General features: G+C 44.6%; 14 protein-coding genes. 11 read left to right on the top strand and 3 right to left on the bottom strand.

The window, feature by feature from the left end:
- The first annotated feature begins 166 nt into the window (after positions 1 to 166).
- The 5 genes from ACTQ9T_RS03520 to ACTQ9T_RS03540 all read left to right on the top strand — a co-directional run bounded on the left by ACTQ9T_RS03520 (position 167) and on the right by ACTQ9T_RS03540 (position 7,745).
- Positions 167 to 1,318: an acyl-CoA dehydrogenase family protein gene (locus ACTQ9T_RS03520; RefSeq protein WP_010198593.1), complete on the top strand. Its 1,152-nt coding sequence runs from the start codon at positions 167 to 169 to the stop codon at positions 1,316 to 1,318.
- A gap of 110 nt (positions 1,319 to 1,428) precedes the next feature.
- Positions 1,429 to 2,637: an acetyl-CoA C-acetyltransferase gene (locus ACTQ9T_RS03525; RefSeq protein WP_415196568.1), complete on the top strand. Its 1,209-nt coding sequence runs from the start codon at positions 1,429 to 1,431 to the stop codon at positions 2,635 to 2,637.
- A 109-nt stretch (positions 2,638 to 2,746) separates the two neighbouring features.
- Entirely contained in the window at positions 2,747 to 4,918 is a 2,172-nt protein-coding gene (locus ACTQ9T_RS03530) for a 3-hydroxyacyl-CoA dehydrogenase NAD-binding domain-containing protein (protein WP_440464083.1), read from the top strand.
- Positions 4,911 to 5,984: a CaiB/BaiF CoA transferase family protein gene (locus tag ACTQ9T_RS03535; protein WP_440464084.1), complete on the top strand. Its 1,074-nt coding sequence runs from the start codon at positions 4,911 to 4,913 to the stop codon at positions 5,982 to 5,984. The genes ACTQ9T_RS03530 and ACTQ9T_RS03535 overlap by 8 nt, the downstream gene beginning before the upstream one ends.
- A gap of 72 nt (positions 5,985 to 6,056) precedes the next feature.
- Positions 6,057 to 7,745: an AMP-binding protein gene (locus tag ACTQ9T_RS03540; protein ID WP_440464085.1), complete on the top strand. Its 1,689-nt coding sequence runs from the start codon at positions 6,057 to 6,059 to the stop codon at positions 7,743 to 7,745.
- Between the two features lie 45 nt (positions 7,746 to 7,790).
- Here ACTQ9T_RS03540 and ACTQ9T_RS03545 read toward each other — a convergent pair whose 3' ends face one another.
- Both ACTQ9T_RS03545 and ACTQ9T_RS03550 read right to left on the bottom strand, forming a co-directional pair.
- Positions 7,791 to 8,672, bottom strand: a complete 882-nt coding sequence (locus tag ACTQ9T_RS03545; RefSeq protein WP_440464086.1) for an alpha/beta fold hydrolase — start codon at positions 8,670 to 8,672, stop codon at positions 7,791 to 7,793.
- 6 nt (positions 8,673 to 8,678) lie between these two features.
- A complete protein-coding gene (locus ACTQ9T_RS03550) occupies positions 8,679 to 9,446 on the bottom strand; it encodes a class II aldolase/adducin family protein (RefSeq protein WP_189581239.1) in 768 nt (255 codons plus the stop codon).
- A 560-nt stretch (positions 9,447 to 10,006) separates the two neighbouring features.
- On the opposite strand from ACTQ9T_RS03550, the gene ACTQ9T_RS03555 reads away from it, so the two are divergent.
- The 4 genes from ACTQ9T_RS03555 to ACTQ9T_RS03570 all read left to right on the top strand — a co-directional run bounded on the left by ACTQ9T_RS03555 (position 10,007) and on the right by ACTQ9T_RS03570 (position 14,146).
- Positions 10,007 to 10,654 (top strand): glutathione S-transferase, encoded by a 648-nt coding sequence (locus ACTQ9T_RS03555; protein ID WP_440464087.1) that lies wholly within the window; start codon positions 10,007 to 10,009, stop codon positions 10,652 to 10,654.
- Between the two features lie 376 nt (positions 10,655 to 11,030).
- On the top strand, positions 11,031 to 12,350 hold the full coding sequence (locus tag ACTQ9T_RS03560; RefSeq protein WP_189581244.1) for a short-chain fatty acid transporter: 1,320 nt from the start codon (positions 11,031 to 11,033) through the stop codon (positions 12,348 to 12,350).
- Between the two features lie 269 nt (positions 12,351 to 12,619).
- Positions 12,620 to 13,324 (top strand): hypothetical protein, encoded by a 705-nt coding sequence (locus ACTQ9T_RS03565; protein WP_440464088.1) that lies wholly within the window; start codon positions 12,620 to 12,622, stop codon positions 13,322 to 13,324.
- Between the two features lie 108 nt (positions 13,325 to 13,432).
- Complete coding sequence (locus tag ACTQ9T_RS03570; RefSeq protein ID WP_440464089.1) at positions 13,433 to 14,146, top strand: DarT1-associated NADAR antitoxin family protein; 714 nt, start codon at positions 13,433 to 13,435, stop codon at positions 14,144 to 14,146.
- A 179-nt stretch (positions 14,147 to 14,325) separates the two neighbouring features.
- On the opposite strand, the gene ACTQ9T_RS03575 is transcribed toward ACTQ9T_RS03570, so the two are convergent.
- Positions 14,326 to 15,153 carry an IclR family transcriptional regulator gene (locus ACTQ9T_RS03575; RefSeq protein WP_440464090.1) on the bottom strand — a complete coding sequence of 276 codons (828 nt, stop codon included), beginning with the start codon at positions 15,151 to 15,153 and terminating at the stop codon, positions 14,326 to 14,328.
- A 176-nt stretch (positions 15,154 to 15,329) separates the two neighbouring features.
- On the opposite strand from ACTQ9T_RS03575, the gene ACTQ9T_RS03580 reads away from it, so the two are divergent.
- Together ACTQ9T_RS03580 and ACTQ9T_RS03585 are read left to right on the top strand one after the other, a co-directional pair.
- Positions 15,330 to 16,514 carry an acyl-CoA dehydrogenase gene (locus ACTQ9T_RS03580; protein WP_440464091.1) on the top strand — a complete coding sequence of 395 codons (1,185 nt, stop codon included), beginning with the start codon at positions 15,330 to 15,332 and terminating at the stop codon, positions 16,512 to 16,514.
- Positions 16,515 to 16,710: 196 nt separating this feature from the next.
- Complete coding sequence (locus ACTQ9T_RS03585; RefSeq protein WP_440464092.1) at positions 16,711 to 17,937, top strand: CaiB/BaiF CoA transferase family protein; 1,227 nt, start codon at positions 16,711 to 16,713, stop codon at positions 17,935 to 17,937.
- Positions 17,938 to 17,940 lie beyond the last annotated feature (3 nt).

Raw genomic sequence — 17,940 nt, forward strand, 5'->3', positions numbered from 1 at the left:
TGCGTATTTTCTTTCACTATCTTAGTATGAGTCTTGAATATCAATAAATACAAAGAATTTTTAGATTATACCAAACGGTAATTTATATTACCATAAGTGATATATTTATGCTCAATAGCATTTTATATTAACCGATAGCAACTTCCCATCGTCAAGGATAGACAACATGAGTATTGAAAAATTTACCCCAAACTGGATGACCGAAGAGCACGAAATGGTCTATGACAGTGCGCTTAAAATGTTCAAAGGTTGGGAGCCAAAGGATGAACAGTGGCGCAAAAATGGCATGATAGACCGTGCCGCGTGGGAAGAGGCAGGTGAAAACGGTTTCTTATGTGTCTCTATACCTGAGGAGTATGGCGGCGGCGGCGGCGATTTCGGTCATGAAGCGGCGCTGTTATACGCACAAGCGGAAGCCAATCAATCAGGGTTCGGTGGCATGGTACATTCAGGGATTGTCGCTCCCTATATTTTGAGTCATGGCACAGAAGCGCAAAAACAAGAATGGCTGCCTAAGATGGCGACGGGCGAGTATGTGGCTGCGATTGCCATGACCGAACCTGGTACTGGCTCAGATCTACAAAACATCAAAACCTATGCGGTAAAAGATGGCGATGATTATATTATCAATGGCTCAAAAACCTTTATTACCAACGGTCAGCATGCCAACCTGATTTTGCTCGCGTGCAAAACCGATCGGGAAAAAGGCGCGCAAGGCGTCTCGCTTATCGTGGTAGAAACGGACAAGGTAGAAGGGTTTGAACGTGGTCGTAACCTCGACAAGATTGGTCTGACCTCACAAGATACGTCGGAATTATTCTTTAGTAATGTGCGTGTGCCGCAAAAAAATCTGTTGGGCACTGCCGAAGGCATGGGCTTTATTCAAATGATGCAAGAGCTGCCACGCGAGCGTTTAATCATTGCCTTAACGGGCGTTGGTGCGATGAAGCTGGCGATCAATTTGACGCTAGATTATGTCAAAGGTCGGGAAGCGTTTGGCAAACCGATTTGGAAGTTTCAAAATACGCGCTTTAAAATGGCAGAATGCTACGCCGATTATCTCGCTGCCAGCACTATGTGCGATGCCGCTGTTGATGCCATGTTAGAAGGCAAATTGACAGTACCGCAGGCATCATTGATTAAATACTGGGTGACAGAAAAGCAGTGTGATGTGATCGACGAATGCGTCCAGTTGTTTGGCGGTTATGGTTATATGACAGAGTACCCAATCGCTCGCCTCTATGCCGATGCCCGCGTACAGAAAATCTACGGCGGCACCAATGAAATCATGAAAGAGCTGGCGTCACGCTTTATGTAAGTGGCTGATCTACTTATTTATTCTGATTACTGGTTCTACTTATTGATTTTAACATGGCGATTAGATTGCCATCATTGCTATTTATTTAAAAAAGAAAAAAAGGGATTTTTATGACTGAGACTGCTTACATTTATGATGCTATCCGTACTCCGCGCGGCAAAGGTAAAAAGGATGGCTCCTTATATCAGGCGTCACCAATTTGGCTGACCCGTACTCTATTAAAAGAGATGCAACAGCGGCATCATTTGGACACCAGTTTGGTTGATGATGTGGTGCTTGGTTGTGTGACACCCGTTGGTGAGCAGGGTTCTGATATTGCCCGTATTGCCGTCATTGATGCTGGCTGGGCGCAAAGTGTGGCGGGCGTTACTTTGTCTCGGTTTTGTGCGTCAGGTCTGGAGTCTATCAATCTCGCTGCCGCCAAGGTCATGTCAGGTATGGAAGATATGGTCGTTGCAGGCGGCGTAGAGTCGATGAGCCGCGTACCGATGGGCTCTGACGGCGGTGCATGGTATATGGATCCACGCGTTAACGAAGCGACGCATTTTGTCCCGCAAGGCGTTGGTGCAGATACCATCGCGACGCTGAAAGGCTTTAGTCGTACCGATGTCGATGCCTTTGCTAGCGAATCGCATCGCCGCGCTGCGAATGCGTGGGAGCAGGGCTATTATGATAAATCGGTCGTTCCTGTCACTGATATCAATGGCATGACATTATTGGATAAAGACGAAACCATCCGTCCCAATACCAATGTCGAGACCTTAGCAGGTCTCAATCCTTCCTTTATTATGCCGGGCAAGATGGGCTTTGATAGCGTGATCTTGGACAGGTATACCACTATTGAAAAAGTGAATCACGTGCATCATGCGGGTAACTCGTCAGGCATCGTCGATGGCGCGGCAATTTGCTTAGTCGGTAGCGCTGCTGCTGGTAAAAAAGCCGGTCTCAAACCCCGTGCCAAAATCACGATGGCTTCAGTTGTTGGTTCGGAACCCGCCATTATGCTGACAGGGCCAACTCCTGCTTGCCAAAAAGTGCTCAAAAAAGCGGGTATGCAAGCTTCAGATATAGACCTATGGGAAATCAACGAAGCTTTTGCTGCCGTGCCACTCAATACTGCTGATGACTTCGGCATCTCGCTTGATATCGTCAACGTCAATGGTGGCGCAATCGCTATGGGTCATCCTCTTGGTGCCACGGGCGCGATGCTCATGACTACTGTCCTTAACGAATTAGAACGTCGCGACCTAAAAACGGCCATGATCACACTCTGTGTCGGTGGTGGTATGGGCATTGCGACTATTATTGAGCGCGTATAGCACTAATAGATAATGCTAATAAATAGCGTTAATGGATAGCGTTAATGGACAGGGCTAAGAGATTTTTAGTGATTTATATCGACATAAAATAATATAAGAAGGACTTAACATGAGCATAAACAGCGTAGATGCCATCAATGCATTGAATAACTTTTCTGCCGAATCTGATAATGGCATTATCACCGTCACGATTGACCAAAGCAGTCGCAAAATGAATGTCATTGGCGATGGTTTTACCGATACTTTTGCAGTGATGACAGACAGCTTTATTAACGATGCGTCCGCCAAAGGTTTGATTCTGACCTCTGGTAAAGAAACCTTTGTCGTCGGTGCTGATATTGACCAATTGGCCAGTATTAAAACCGCTGAACAAGCCTTTGAGCTAGCCGAAGACCTGAAAGCTAGCTTACGCAAACTAGAGAAATCAGGTAAACCTGTCGTCGCTGCCATGACTGGAACGGCACTTGGCGGTGGTTTGGAGCTAGCATTGGCGTGTCATTATCGTATCGCGATTGATTCGCCTAAAACCAAACTGGGTCTACCTGAAGTCAAATTGGGCTTGCTACCGGGTGGCGGTGGTACTCAGCGTTTACCGCGATTGGTCGGTATTCAATCAGCTTTAGAGCTGATGACCCAAGGTAAAGAGTTGCGCCCAGATGCTGCTAAAGACATGGGTTTAATCGATGCCACTGCCACTGACAAAGCAGATATGCTCAAGCAGGCGACAGATTGGATAAAGGCCAATCCTACAGCGCAGCAACCGTGGGATAAAAAAGGCTTCAGAATCCCCGGCGGTGACAGTAAACATCCCAAAGTCGTACCCATATTTTCTATCGCGCCTGCCATGGCCAATCAAAAATCACACGGCAACTATCCTGCGATTACCCATATCATGTCTTGCGTGTTCGAAGGCTGTTTAGTGGATATCGATACGGGACTTGAGCTTGAGTCACGCTACTTCGCTGCTTGTGTGCTGTCTGCTGAGTCTAGAAATATGATTAACACGCTATGGACGCAGCTAAACAGCATCAAAAAAGGTCAGTCGCGTCCTGATGGCTTTGAGCGGACACAAACTAAAAAAGTCGGTATCTTAGGTGCTGGCATGATGGGTGCAGGTATCGCTTATGTCTCAGCCAAAGCAGGCATAGAAGTGGTACTTTTAGATACCGAAATGGCAGGCGCTGAAAAAGGCAAAGCCTATTCTGCCACCATTTTGGATAAAGCCATTAGCCGTAAACGCTCCACGGAAGAGAAAAAGCAAGCGTTACTCAATCGCATCAAGCCGACAGTGTCTTATGATGATTTGGCAGACTGCGATCTGATTATCGAAGCCGTCTTTGAAAACCGTGAGATTAAAGCCAAGTGTACTGAGCAGTCTGAGGCAGTTATTCCTAACACTGCTGTCTATGCGTCTAATACGTCAACATTGCCTATCACTGGATTGGCAAAAGCCAGCACGCGTCCCAATCAATTTATCGGTCTGCATTTCTTCTCGCCAGTCGACAAGATGCCGTTGGTTGAGATTATCATGGGCGAGCAAACTGACGACGCCACTTTAGCAAAAGCGTTTGATTATGTCGTTCAAATTGGTAAGACACCCATCGTTGTTAATGACAGTCGCGGTTTTTATACGTCGCGCGTATTTGGTACCTATGTGTCAGAAGGTATTGCAATGTTAGGAGAGGGCGTCCATCCGCGCAGTATTGAGGTCGCTGGCATGAAAACAGGTATGCCCATGCCGCCACTGGCATTGCAAGATGAGGTGTCATTAAGTCTGGCTTTGCACGTGAGTGAACAGCAGCAGCTGGATATGCAAGCTGAAGGCAAGCCTATCACTGTGCGTCCCTCGTACGAGATACTCAAAACGCTGGTCAATGAGCATGACCGAGAAGGAAAAAAGAACGGCAAAGGTTTTTATGACTATAAAGAAAACGGTGACAAAAAACTATGGCCTGAGTTGACCAATCTTTTTCCCACCAAGGATGAGCAGCCAACTCAGCAGGATATGATTGATCGTTTGATGTTTATCCAAGCCAACGAATCTGCTAAATGCTATCAAGAAAACGTCGTGCGCTCTGTCGCTGATACCAATATCGGCTCAATCTTTGGTTGGGGTTTTGCGCCACATCAAGGCGGCACTCTGCAATTTATTAATTCGATGGGTCTAGAGACATTCATTGCACGCAGCCATGAGCTTGCTAGCAAATACGGTGAGCGTTTTGAACCTGCGCAGATTCTTGTGGATATGGCCAAAAAAGGCGAGGAGTTTGTAGATGGCTAATACAATAGCGCATTCTATGGCAGATTGTTTACAGGGGTTGCGAGTGGTCGATTTGACTCGTAACTTGCCGGGGCCTTTTGCTACGCGATTGCTTGCCGATTTGGGCGCAGAAATTATTAAAATTGAGCCCAAAAATGGCGATCCTGCCAGAGCCTTTGGCGAATTGTTTAAAGCATTAAACCATGGTAAAACCACCGAGAAACACGACTTTCGTGATCCCAAAGGTATTGACGCTATCAAAGCGCATCTCAAAGATGCCGATGTGATGTTAGACAGCTTTCGCCCTGACGTGTTAGAGGGCATGGGATTAGATGCCAAAACATTGCATGCGCTTAATCCAAAGCTGGTGATGGTATCGATCACTGGTTATGGCGTGGCGGGTGGCAGTACAGTAGACAAAGCGATCACTCATGACTGGGTCAATAAAGCCGGTCACGATATTAATTTTATGGCGATGAGCGGTGTGCTTGATCAGCTAAAGACTGCCACTGGCGAGCAGGCGATGCCTAACGTGCAATTCGCAGATTTGGCAGGCGGCAGTGATACCGCTGTGATTGCATTGCTCGCTGCTGTGTTCGCCGCCCAGCGTACCGGCAAAGGTCGTCATATTGCCGTCAGTATGACGCACAGCTTGTATCAGCATCTGGTTATGCCAAAGGCAACGGGAGCGCTAGTGAAAAGCTTCTCAGGACAAAAACCAGCACCGCAGCATGATTTTTTGGGTGGTTTATTACCCTGCTATCGATTGTATAAAACAGCAGACAAGCGTCATATGGCCGTTGGTTCGCTAGAGCTAAAATTTTGGCAAGGATTGTGTGAAGTATTGGATTTGCCTGCGCTAAAAAATAGCCATTGGCAACTTGGTATTATGCCTAACACCTCTGAAAGCCAAGCGGCGGCTAAGACGGTAAGCGATAAATTTGCCAGTCAAACACTTGAGCATTGGCAACAAGTTTTTGCGTCAGCAGATGTCTGCGTGACCCCAGTACTGACCCTAGAGGAAGCCCAAGCGCATCCTTTATTTTCACATCAAGATGAGTATAGTGCTACACCCGGCTGGCAGTAAAATAGGATATTAATTTTATAGCCAATAGATAGCGCTCTCCAAAAAATTAATGACCAATGACCAAGGAAGGTTATGATGAAAAAAATTTGGATAGATCACTATCCGAAAGGCGTCGTGTCTGATATCTCAGCGACAAACCAGTCATTACTAGAACTGTTTGAATGCTCTTTTACAAAATTTTCTCAACAGGAATTTATCACCAACATGGGTGTCACTTATACCTATGCACAGGTTGATGAAACCTCTAAAGCTATTGCTGCTTGGATTCAAGGACTTAATCTTGAAAAAGGATCGGTGATAGCCATTATGATGCCGAACGTCAATCAATATCTGCCCATCGTCATCGGTGTACTACGGGCAGGAATGGTCATTACCCTCGTTAATCCTTTGTACACGGCGCGTGAGTTGAGGCATCAACTGAACGACTCTGACTGTAAAGCGATATTTATTTTGACCCCATTTTGTTCAACCCTCGAAAAAATTGTCCATGACACGGATGTAAAAACCATTATCTATAGCGATATCGGGGATATGCTGGGCACTGTCAAAGGCAAAATCGTCGACTTGGCTGCCAAGTATATTAAAAAAGCAGTCCCGCCACACTCACTTAAATCTAATGCTCAGTATCAAGTACAAAGCTATAAGTCTGTCCTAAAAAAGGGTAGAAATATGAGCTATACCCGACCTGACGCGGATACTAAAGACGTGGCGTTGTTAACGTATACAGGTGGCACGACAGGCAAAGCTAAAGGTATTATCGTCAGTCATCACAACATAGAGATTGCAACCTCGCAGTTTGAGGCATGGTTTCAGCCTGTGTATGCTGATGTGGACGATGATAAGCAAATGAATACCATTGTTACTTTGCCGCTTTATCATATCTTTGCTTTTGTGGTTGCTATGCTAGGTTTCAGAGTGGGGCAGCACCTGACGCTCATTACCAATCCGCGTGATATTGATGGTTTTATAAAGACTTTAAACTCGCGGCCATTCCATCTTTTACCAGCAGTAAATACGCTATATCAGGCCTTGATGGCACATCCGCAGTTTAAAACGATTGACTTTTCTGAGTTAAAACTCTCTTTGGCTGGGGGCATGGCAGCGACGCCAGAAACCGCCAAAAAATGGCTCGACTCGACTGGTCATCCTATTTTAGAAGGTTGGGGGATGTCAGAAACCATTGGCGTGGGCACGGCCAATCCCTTTACCAACAAAGCGTTCAACGGCAGCATCGGCATGCCGCTACCTGGTGTAGATATCAATATCCGTGATGAAGATGAGACGGTTTTAGAAGTCGGTGAGATTGGGGAAATATGTATTAAAGGTGATAATGTCATCGCAAGCTACCACAATATCGACAATACTGGGTTCTTCACCACTGACGGCTATCTAAAGACCGGTGACATCGGGTCTATGGATGAGAAGGGCTACGTAAAAATCTATGATCGCAAAAAAGACATGATTATCGTCAGTGGTTTTAATGTCTATCCTAATGAAGTGGAAAACGTGATCGAGCGACATCCTAAAGTAGCTGAATGTTCCGTCGTTGGTATCGATGATGAGTTACAGGGACAGTCGGTCAAAGTCTTTATCGTTAAAGCTAATGCCAGTCTGACAAAGGATGAAATCATGCAGTTCTGTAAAGAAGATCTGACGGGGTACAAACGTCCCAGACAGATCGAATTTATTGATGAATTACCCAAGTCGACAGTCGGTAAGATATTGCGTCATGAGCTGAGAAAATCGGCTAACAAAACATGATTAGCGAATGGCTTATCACATTTGCCAACACTCATCACTGATGCTTTATCCAACACTTTTCCTAAATGTCAGATATTCAGCGCTGATAGCGTCAGCATCTTCGATTTGCGGATAATGTCCCAATGCTGACATTTCTGTGGTATTGGCATTGGGAATCAATTCACGATAACGATGAATCATATGTTGACCTGAGATGGGGTCTTTGGCACCTGCGATCAGTTTGACCGGTACGTTGCTATTGATAATCGCGCCTACCCAGCGTTCACGGTATTGTTGACGTTGAGGGATATAGTCAATCAACTTGTGCATCACTGCTAAACCATTATTGTGCGTTAACAGCTGCCATAATGTGTCGATGACTTCAGGGGTTGGCGGTGTTGCAGGTCCAAATATGTGTTGCAAATTGTCCGCGAATTTTCGCTTGTTAATGAATTTGGATAGCAAAGGCCCTAATGGCGACAACAACAGTTTTTGAATCAGAATGGGTTTGTGAGTTTCAGGAAATAAGCCACCATTCAAAAAACATACACTGGCAATGTGCCTGTCGCTGCTATCACTACTGTCATCAACTTGTCTCGCCAATAATTCTTGTGCAACCGTATCGCCATAATCATGCGCCAAAATATGATAGTCCTTGACACCAAGACGCTGCAAAACAGTCTCAAAAATATCAGCTTGCTCACTGATTAAGTAGCGCACGTTTTTGGGTTTATCAGACAAGCCAAACCCCAACATATCCAGAGTAATCACATAATAATGCTCAGTGAGCTTATCCCACATACCTTCCCAGTCCCAACTGGCGCTAGGGTAGCCATGAATCAACAGTAAGGCTGGCGTGTCTTTGTCTCCGCCCTGACGGGTAAAAATCTGCTGACCATTAATAGATTCAAGCTGTCCCTGCTGTTGCCATTCGCTCAGTGTTATCATCGAAGACTACTCCTCAAATGACGGATCAGTGCGGCGGAGTTTTCTTAATAAGGCGGGCCACGCAATGTCACCATTGGCTTCTTTGGTCACTTGCTTGGATGCCGCTTGGATACCAGCCAATATTTGCGGTGATATCAAGGTCAATGTACTGCCGCCGCTTTGTGCCTTGATTTGAACCTCGCAGGCTTTTTGCATGATATACATATATAAAAAAGCATCCGCCACCGTGCTGGCACAAGTGAGTAAGCCATGATTACGTAAAATCATAAAATTGGCCTCGCCAAGGTCAGCGACTAAACGTACTTTTTCTTCAGGGTTTAAGGCGACACCTTCGTAATCGTGATATGCCAAGTTAGATAATGGAAATAAGGATTGCTGTGAGATAGGCAGTAAGCCCTGCTGCTGAGTAGATACAGCGACACCATCGCTGGTATGCAGATGAATCACGCAGTGGGCATCGTTACGGGCTTCATGGACGGCGCTATGAATGGTAAATCCGGCAGGATTGATATCGAATGCTGATGAAGACACTTTTTCACCAGCTTGATTGACTTTGACCAGATTAGAGGCAGTAATCTCTTCGAACAATAAACCGTAGGGGTTAATTAAAAATTCATCCTCAGTATCTGGTACGCGTGCCGAAATATGAGTAAAAACCAAATCATCCCAACCATACGAGGCAATCAATCGATAACAAGCCGCCAGATTGACTCGCATCTGCCATTCTTGTTCGGTTACATGGTCTTTTACATTCGGCGTTGAATTATTGTTCATTAGGTCATCCTTGACTGTTTTTAAGGCGATGAATACATCATTTTTTTCGTAAAGTTTCCTTGAATCTATATCCTAAAATAAATAAAAGCAATTGAATTCTGTATTCAAGATGCCTGAGACTCGCTGATGACATGTTTAAAACAGATATAGTCAGTGAAAAGTAATATCGATACATCACGCACTGCTGATATTAATTTTTCTTGCTTGCTTGCTTGCTTGCTTGCTTGCTTGCTGTGCCTATGCAGATAGAGGCTACAAAAAATTGATATCAGCCGTATCGTAGCATTTTGGGGTATTTTGACTATATTTGAAGGCAATAGGTTTCATTTGGTTTTTTAGCTTGATAGAGAGATGAAACGTTTGTCTCCTATCATTGAGGATTAGTGTTCGCATTGTTATCATATGCAGGTGAAAGATATTTTTCATACTATTTATCGTGGAAGGCGACAAGTAGTTTATCGTGGAAAGCAATAAGTAGTAAGATAATAGTCTTCAAGTAGTAAGATAATAGTCTTCCAACTCTGAGCACATTGACCTCAATTCAACTGCGAAAAATATCCATGACTTCTTCACTGCATCGCCTATACTCTTTTCGTCGCTGTCCTTATGCCATGCGCGCCCGACTCGGTATTTTATTTGCTGAGTTGCAGGTAGAGCTGCGAGAGATAGCTCTGAAAAATAAACCATCTCAAATGCTGGCTATTAGTCCGAAAGGCACTGTCCCTGTTTTGCAGCTTGCTGATGGTGTGGTGATTGAAGAGAGTCGCGACATAATGGTGTGGGCGCTTGAGCAGACAGATCCGCAGGGGTTACTCAATGCAGCGGTCTTGCATCAAAGTAATACTCTGCTCGATCAAAACGACAATGAATTTAAGCATTGGCTGGATCGCTATAAATATGCTGACCGTCATGTTGAGATGACCCAGACAGAGTATCGACAACGAGGTGAAGTCTTTTTACAAGTTTTAGAGGAGCTGTTGACTAAAAACTCATATTTACTGGGGGATAGCCCGACCATTGCCGATATTGGTATCATACCTTTTGTCCGTCAATTTGCCCATGTGGATCGCGATGTCTTTTATAGCTTACCTTACCCGAATCTGCAGCGATGGCTACAGCACTGGCTAGAGCAGCCACTTTTTTTGCAAGCCATGACCAAGTTTCCCCTTTGGCAAGAAGAGAGTGATATAGTGGTCTTTCCTTCTTGATACCAAGAGCGTGAATCTTCTGGTTTTCTTAACATTAGGACTTTAATAGACTTATCTGAAAAACTTAACATATAGCTTCTTATAGAACTAAATTATAGCAATAAATTTTTAGACGATACCTGTTTATTGACTCTCTCTAATAGATTCACAAAGGCTCTCAATGATTTGTGCAAGAGGTTTCATGACTGGAAGTCTTTGTGGGGCGATACGGCTCTACAAAGACTTTTTCTTTTGAAAAATGATAAAGAAAATGTAAAAAGCTGACACAGAATAATAAAAGCCGATTGTTGCTGAATGAGTAAGAATACAAAGCAATAATGCGGTAACCTTAGGGTTATGGACGACGTTCGAATTTATATACAAAGGGAGTTGTAAAATGAAAGGAATTACACGTTTTTCGAACAGTTTGATGGAGAGGTATTTACCGGATCCGTTTTTGTTTGTGATTATCTTAACTGTCGTCATTTTTGGTATGGGCTTAGGGCTGACTGATTCTTCGCCTGTACAGATGGTGGCATATTGGGGTGAAGGGTTCTGGGCATTACTCGCGTTTTCAATGCAAATGGTGCTGGTGCTCGTCACTGGTTTTGTCTTGGCAAGCAGCCCAATATTTAAACAAGGGCTTGGCAAGCTTGCCGGTTTTGCACGGTCGCCAGGTAGTGCTATTATTTGGGTAACCTTAGTTTCTCTGGCAGCGAGCTGGATCAACTGGGGATTTGGGTTAGTCATCGGTGCGTTATTCGCCAAAGAGTTGGCAAAGCGTGTTGAACATGTTGATTACCGTTTATTGATTGCCAGTGCTTATTCAGGATTTATCATTTGGCATGCTGGATTCTCTGGCTCGATTCCTCTATCGATTGCCACAGAAGGCCATCCTTTCGTTGACAAAATTGGTATTATTCCGACGACTGCGACTATCTTTGCGGGTTATAACTTAATTATCGTTGCTGCGCTGGTCATTATTGTCCCGTTATTAAACCGTTTAATGATGCCAAAAAGAGAAGATACCGTTACCGTAAATCCAAAGGTTTTGGCTGATCCCGTCATTGAAAAGCTTCCGGCAAAATCGGACATGACACCAGCAGAACGTTTAGAAAACAGTTGGATTTTATCGATGGTCATAGGCGCATTGGGGCTTGCCTTTATCGTCTATTATTTTGTACAAAATGGCTTTGCGTTAACGCTAGACTTGGTCAACTTTATGTTCTTGTTCCTTGGCATCATATTCCATGGAACGCCTCGCAAGTATTTGATTGCCGTTCAAGAAGCGGTCAAAGGCGCAGGCGCTATCATCGTTCAGTTTCCGTTTTATGCAGGTATTATGGGCATGATGACGGCATCTGGTTTGGCAGCCGTTATGTCAGAAGCTTTCGTTAGCGTTTCGACAGCAGACACATTGCCACTTTTTGCATTCTTAAGTGCAGGACTTGTCAACTTTTTCGTCCCTTCGGGTGGTGGACAATGGGCAGTGCAAGCGCCAATTATGCTGGAAGCTGCGGAAATGCTTGGCAGTGACCCCGCGAAAGTTGCCATGGCCGTCGCATGGGGCGATGCTTGGACAAACATGATTCAGCCATTTTGGGCGTTGCCTGCACTGGCAATCGCTGGACTAAAAGCCAAAGACATCATGGGCTTTTGTGTCATTGTTTTGGTCGTCAGTGGCGTTGTGATTGGGTTAGGGTTATTGTTTTTATAATTAAAAAATAGCCTTAGCGTGACAGCTTAACGTTTAGACCTTGCCTGATTGATGGGCAAGGTCTTTTTTTATGAAAATAATTCAAGTGGTATATCTATCGCTGCCTATCTAAAATTGTCCAAATAAGCGACAATACCCGCATACATTCTAAGCATATATTGAGAGGTTTATATGTCCTTAGAAGCGCATATAGAAACACATATCGAAACGCATATTTTTTTAATAGTAGACATCTATTACTGCTAACCCAAATAAAAAGGCAATCCTAAATGACCAATAGTAACCCGTATGATTTTGCACCTTTACAGCCCACAGGTAGAAACGAGACTGATACTGCCAATACCTATGCGCCTGAAGATATGATTAAAATATACGAGCAGCAGTTTTTGATCCCAGTACCTGAAGACAAGCTAACTGAGTTTTTACCCGCACTAAAGAGATTTTATGACATCGATAATAATACGTTGGATGTCAGTGCTATTATTTTCGATGCAATCGCAGAATCCTCTATCATTTATAATCATAAAATTAAAGTAGGCGACTATCAAATACTGGGCGGATTGGTAGAGGAAGCGATCGAATATGATGAAGACAATAAAAATGATGAAAGCGTTGAAGACAAAGAAATCCAAGCCTATACTTTAGAGTGTCAGCGTACTTTTTTTATTAATGATATAGAGATACTTTATCATTTTAATTTATTTATTTATGGCGATGGTTATTCTACTTTAACCAAAAAAGACACTGTGCTAGAAAAAATGTATTGGTTTGTTAGAGGTAGATTCGAAGAGGATTTATTGGATGACTCTGAAGACAATGACAGTTTAGACTCTATTAATAAGCAGCTAGCCAGCTTAGGTATTCGGGAAATGGATTTGACGACCATAGATGAGATCGTAAGCTATGTAGAAGACAGCATCATAGATGATGCCATGGTAGACGAGCTTAATAAATTATTGGATGATGCGGAATAGCCTAAAAGATAAGTCTGGTACTTCCGATCAAGTTGGTTATGATTTGTACCAAGACAGTGGTAATCTGGCAAAGTTATATATTCAGAATCATCAATAAGGCACATCGCTATGGAACAAGCACAAAACGCTGTAGAACACAGACCCGTATTCATGCCCAAAGTCAACAGTGACAATTTGGTAAAAACGGATATGGTTAGGTTTGAGCGGCATGTGGGATTTGCAACTAGACAAAAGAAAAAGTCCATCAATGACCTGCAACAAGTCATTCGTAAAAAATATGGATTTAAGCAAGTGTTAGAGCTGTCGAGCAAATCTGGCAATAAGTTGAGTTTTCCACTAAGCCCGTTCAGCTTAAAGATCACTGATGAGCATGATGGCAATCAATACAGTGTCGAAAATGCCTTTCAAGCCAGCATGGTTTTTGAGGACGGTGGGCCTTACCTTGACTTGCTGACAGTACCGCCAAGACAAGCCAAAAAGGACGAGCGATTAACCACCTCAGGAGAACTCACTGGCTATAATTATTTTGGTATGGAGTGGGGTGTAGAGCCGTTAACCGTGTTTTATGATTGGCTGTATGTAAATGCCCTAAAGCAAAATACTCAGCTGCACGAGGAAGTGATGCAATATCAGGCTTTTACTGATATCACCTTTAATCCCAAAAAATCCATCCATTGCGCGGCTTATGCATTGGCTCTGTTTGTGGCGCTCAATAAACGAGAGTTGCTCGATAATATTGAAGACCCAATAGCGTTTTATAATTTATGTGATGAGTTCAAAGTCAGTAATACTGAGCAGCTTTTGGAAGAGGGTTGGGTCTAATGGCCAAACAGAATATGCTTTAGTACATATAGTCAAAACACCCTAAAAACGCTACGGCACTGCCGATATCAATTTTTCTTGCTTGCTGTGCCTGCGCAGACAGAGGCTACAAAAAATTGATATTAGCCGTGCATGATGTATCGATATTATTTTTCACTGACTATATATAGTTCAAATGTTTAAACACCACTCCCAATCCGCTCAGCCAATGCCTGCAACTTTGGCACAATCATCGCCGCATAGTCGGCGCTTTCCCAGTTGGCGCTTGGCACACTGGCATTGAGCGAATAAGCGTATTGTCCTGTCGCGACATCATACACCCCAACAGCGACTGCTAATATATCGGTAGAAAACTCCCCATCTGACACGGTATAGCCATGCGCCACATAATGCTCTGCCGCGTCGGCTAGGGCAGTTTGCGCGTGGTTATAATCCTCTATAGACAAATTTTCTTTTAAATTACTAATGATGACAGCCTGTCTCGCTTGCGTACTTGCCGCATAAAAAGCACGTCCAATGGCAGTGCGTGCGACGGGTACGGCTGAGCCAACTTGTAAATTGACCGATAAGCGTGCAGGGCTACGACAGCAGGCGTGATAGCGCATTTCACCTTCGACTTCGGTTGCCAAATTCACCGATACTTCATTGCTGCTGGCGAATTGCCGTAATAGTGGCTCAGCATACGAGACCATATCATGGCGACTCCACGCGGTGGCGCTTAGCCGTACAGCACTACTGCCCAATTGATACTGTCCGTATTCATTTGTACGTAAAAACCCAAGCGTGGTCAACGTATGGATAAGGCGAGTAACGGTCGCTTTTGGCAGATTTGTCATCTGACACAATTGCTGATGGGTGAGTCGTTCATGATGCTCAAAAGCGGTCAGCAATATCAATCCGCGACCCAGTGCCATCACAAATTGTCGGTCATTATCCTCCTTACTCTGGCTCATGATTCCATGTATGCGTTCGAGTAGCGGAGTAGCTGTTGATAAGGGTTTCGTCATTTTATACTCATCTTTTTTTTATAAAGGTTTACAGCGTGGCTAAATTTTGCTTAAATGGTTTTAAATTATGAAACTAAGTTTCGCACAGCGGAATAACGAAGTCAATGACTTGTTAGACCAAACGATGTATCAATCACTACTCGTCAGTCAGGATGACTGATACCAAGGAGATCCACATGGCAACATCTACTAGCCCACGCTTTGATTGGGAAGATCCTTTTTTATTACGCGACCAGCTCACTGAAGAAGAGCGCATGGTCACGGACAGCGCCCGTCAGTTTTTTCAAAAAGAGCTGATGCCGGGCATCGTTGAGGCCAATCGTAATGAAAATTTCGATCGTAATATCATGCGTCAAATGGGTGAAATGGGCTTACTTGGCGTGACTATCGAAGGTTACGGCTGTGCTGGTTTATCCAGTGTCGCCTATGGTCTGATTGCCAAGGAAGTGGAAGCCGTTGACTCCGGATACCGCTCTGCGATGAGCGTGCAGTCAAGCCTAGTGATGCATCCTATTTGGGCATATGGCACCGAAGAACAAAGAGAGCGTTATTTGCCTAAGCTTGCTTCAGGCGAATATGTCGGTTGCTTCGGTCTGACTGAGCCAGATTCGGGTTCTGATCCGTCATCGATGTCGACGCGTGCACGTACAGTCGATGGTGGTTACGAGTTGACGGGCAATAAAATGTGGATTACCAACAGTCCTATCGCCGATGTATTTGTCGTTTGGGCAAAAGATGATGCAGGCGAGATTCGCGGTTTTGTTTTAGACAAAGGTATGAAAGGATTATCTGCACCCAAAATTGAAGGCAAATTCTCATTACGTGCCTCAGTCACGGGCGAGATTGTCATGGACAAAGTATTCGTCCCTGAAGCCAATGCTTTCCCAGATATCCGTGGTTTAAAAGGGCCATTTGGCTGCTTAAATAAAGCCCGTTATGGTATCGCTTGGGGTTCAATGGGTGCGGCTGAGTTCTGCTGGAAAGCGGCTCGTCAGTACACGCTAGATCGTAAGCAGTTTGGTCGTCCGCTAGCGGCAACGCAGCTGGTACAGTTGAAGCTTGCCAATATGCAGACTGAAATCACCTTAGGTCTACAAGCTGCGCTACGTGTTGGCCGTTTGATGGATGAAGACAACGCAGCGCCTGAGATGATTTCACTCATTAAGCGTAATAATTGTGGTAAAGCATTGGATATCGCTCGTATCGCGCGTGATATGCATGGCGGTAACGGTATCTCTGATGAGTTCCATATCATTCGTCATGTGATGAACTTGGAAGCTGTCAACACTTATGAGGGCACGCATGACATCCATGCGCTTATCCTAGGCCGTGCACAGACAGGCATTCAAGCGTTCTTCTAAGAGTTTTTAGCTAATAATTTTTGGTACAACTGTATTTTATGACGTACGTTACTGCTTGGCTTTTTATCAAAAGAGCATTAACAGTAGCGTACGTTTTTCAGTTGTTCTTCATGATTTAACTGCTTTGTAATTACATCCTGAAGAACAATTTTATAATTAGAAAATCAAAAAATACGCGACAGAGTAAGGGAATCTCATGACAGATATGACAGATATGACTGATATGGCTAATATGCCAGAGGGCGCATTGCATGGTATCAAGGTGCTCGATTTATCGAGAGTACTGGCAGGGCCTTCTTGTACGCAAGTGTTAGCTGATCTTGGTGCCGAAGTCATTAAAGTTGAGCGTCCACATATCGGTGATGAAACGCGTCATTGGGCACCGCCAACATTCAGTGATGACACCTCCGCTTATTACGCCACTATTAACCGCAATAAAAAATCACTGACGGTAGATATCACTACGCCAGCAGGGCAGACCATTATCAAGCAGCTGATCGCTGACAGTGATATTTTGGTCGAAAACTTCAAAGTCGGTGGTCTGAAAAAATATGGCTTGGATTACGACAGTCTCAAACAAGATCATCCACGTCTGGTTTATGCGTCATTGACGGGTTTTGGTCAGACAGGTCCCGATGCTGCGCGGCCTGGTTATGACTATATTATCCAAGGGTTGTCAGGGCTGATGAGTATCACGGGTCCAAGCGATGGCGAACCGCACAAAGTTGGCGTGGCAGTGGTCGATTTGTTTGCAGGCTTGCAGCTGACGATTGGTATTCAAGCAGCACTATTGGCGCGTCAAAACACTGGTGTTGGTCAACACGTTGATGTAGCACTGCTTGACAGTGCGCTGGCGATGTTAGCTAATGTCGGTATGAATCATTTGGCCTCCGATAAGATACCACCGAGATTGGGTAATCAGCATCCCAATATCGTGCCTTATCAAGTGTTTGCAGGTCGGGGCGAGCAGCATTTCATTTTAGCTTGCGGCAATGACAGCCAGTTTGCCAAATTGTGTGAGGTGCTAGGTGTCGATTGGCATACCGACGAGCGTTTTGCGACCAATCCCCAACGTGTTGCCAATCGTACGCTGCTATGTGATGAGCTGGTTAATAAGTTTGCTGAGCAACCACGCAACTATTGGTTAGAGGTTTTAGATCAAGCAGGCATTCCATGCGGTGCGATTCATAACGTGGCTGAAGCTTTGGCCATGCCGCAAGCACTGGCACGTGAAATGATAGTTGATTTCACCGCGCAAGGCAGTCCTGTGCGCGCACTGGGCAATCCTATCAAACTATCCGCATCGCCGGTCACTTATCGTACGCCACCACCACAATTGAGCGAGCATACCGATAGTACGCTTGCTGATTTGGGCTATGACAGTGAGATGATTGCTAAGCTAAAAGCGGATGGGATTGTTTAGGGC

It is taken from the genome of Psychrobacter sp. ASPA161_6 (assembly GCF_051970285.1).
Taxonomy (GTDB): domain Bacteria; phylum Pseudomonadota; class Gammaproteobacteria; order Pseudomonadales; family Moraxellaceae; genus Psychrobacter; species Psychrobacter glaciei.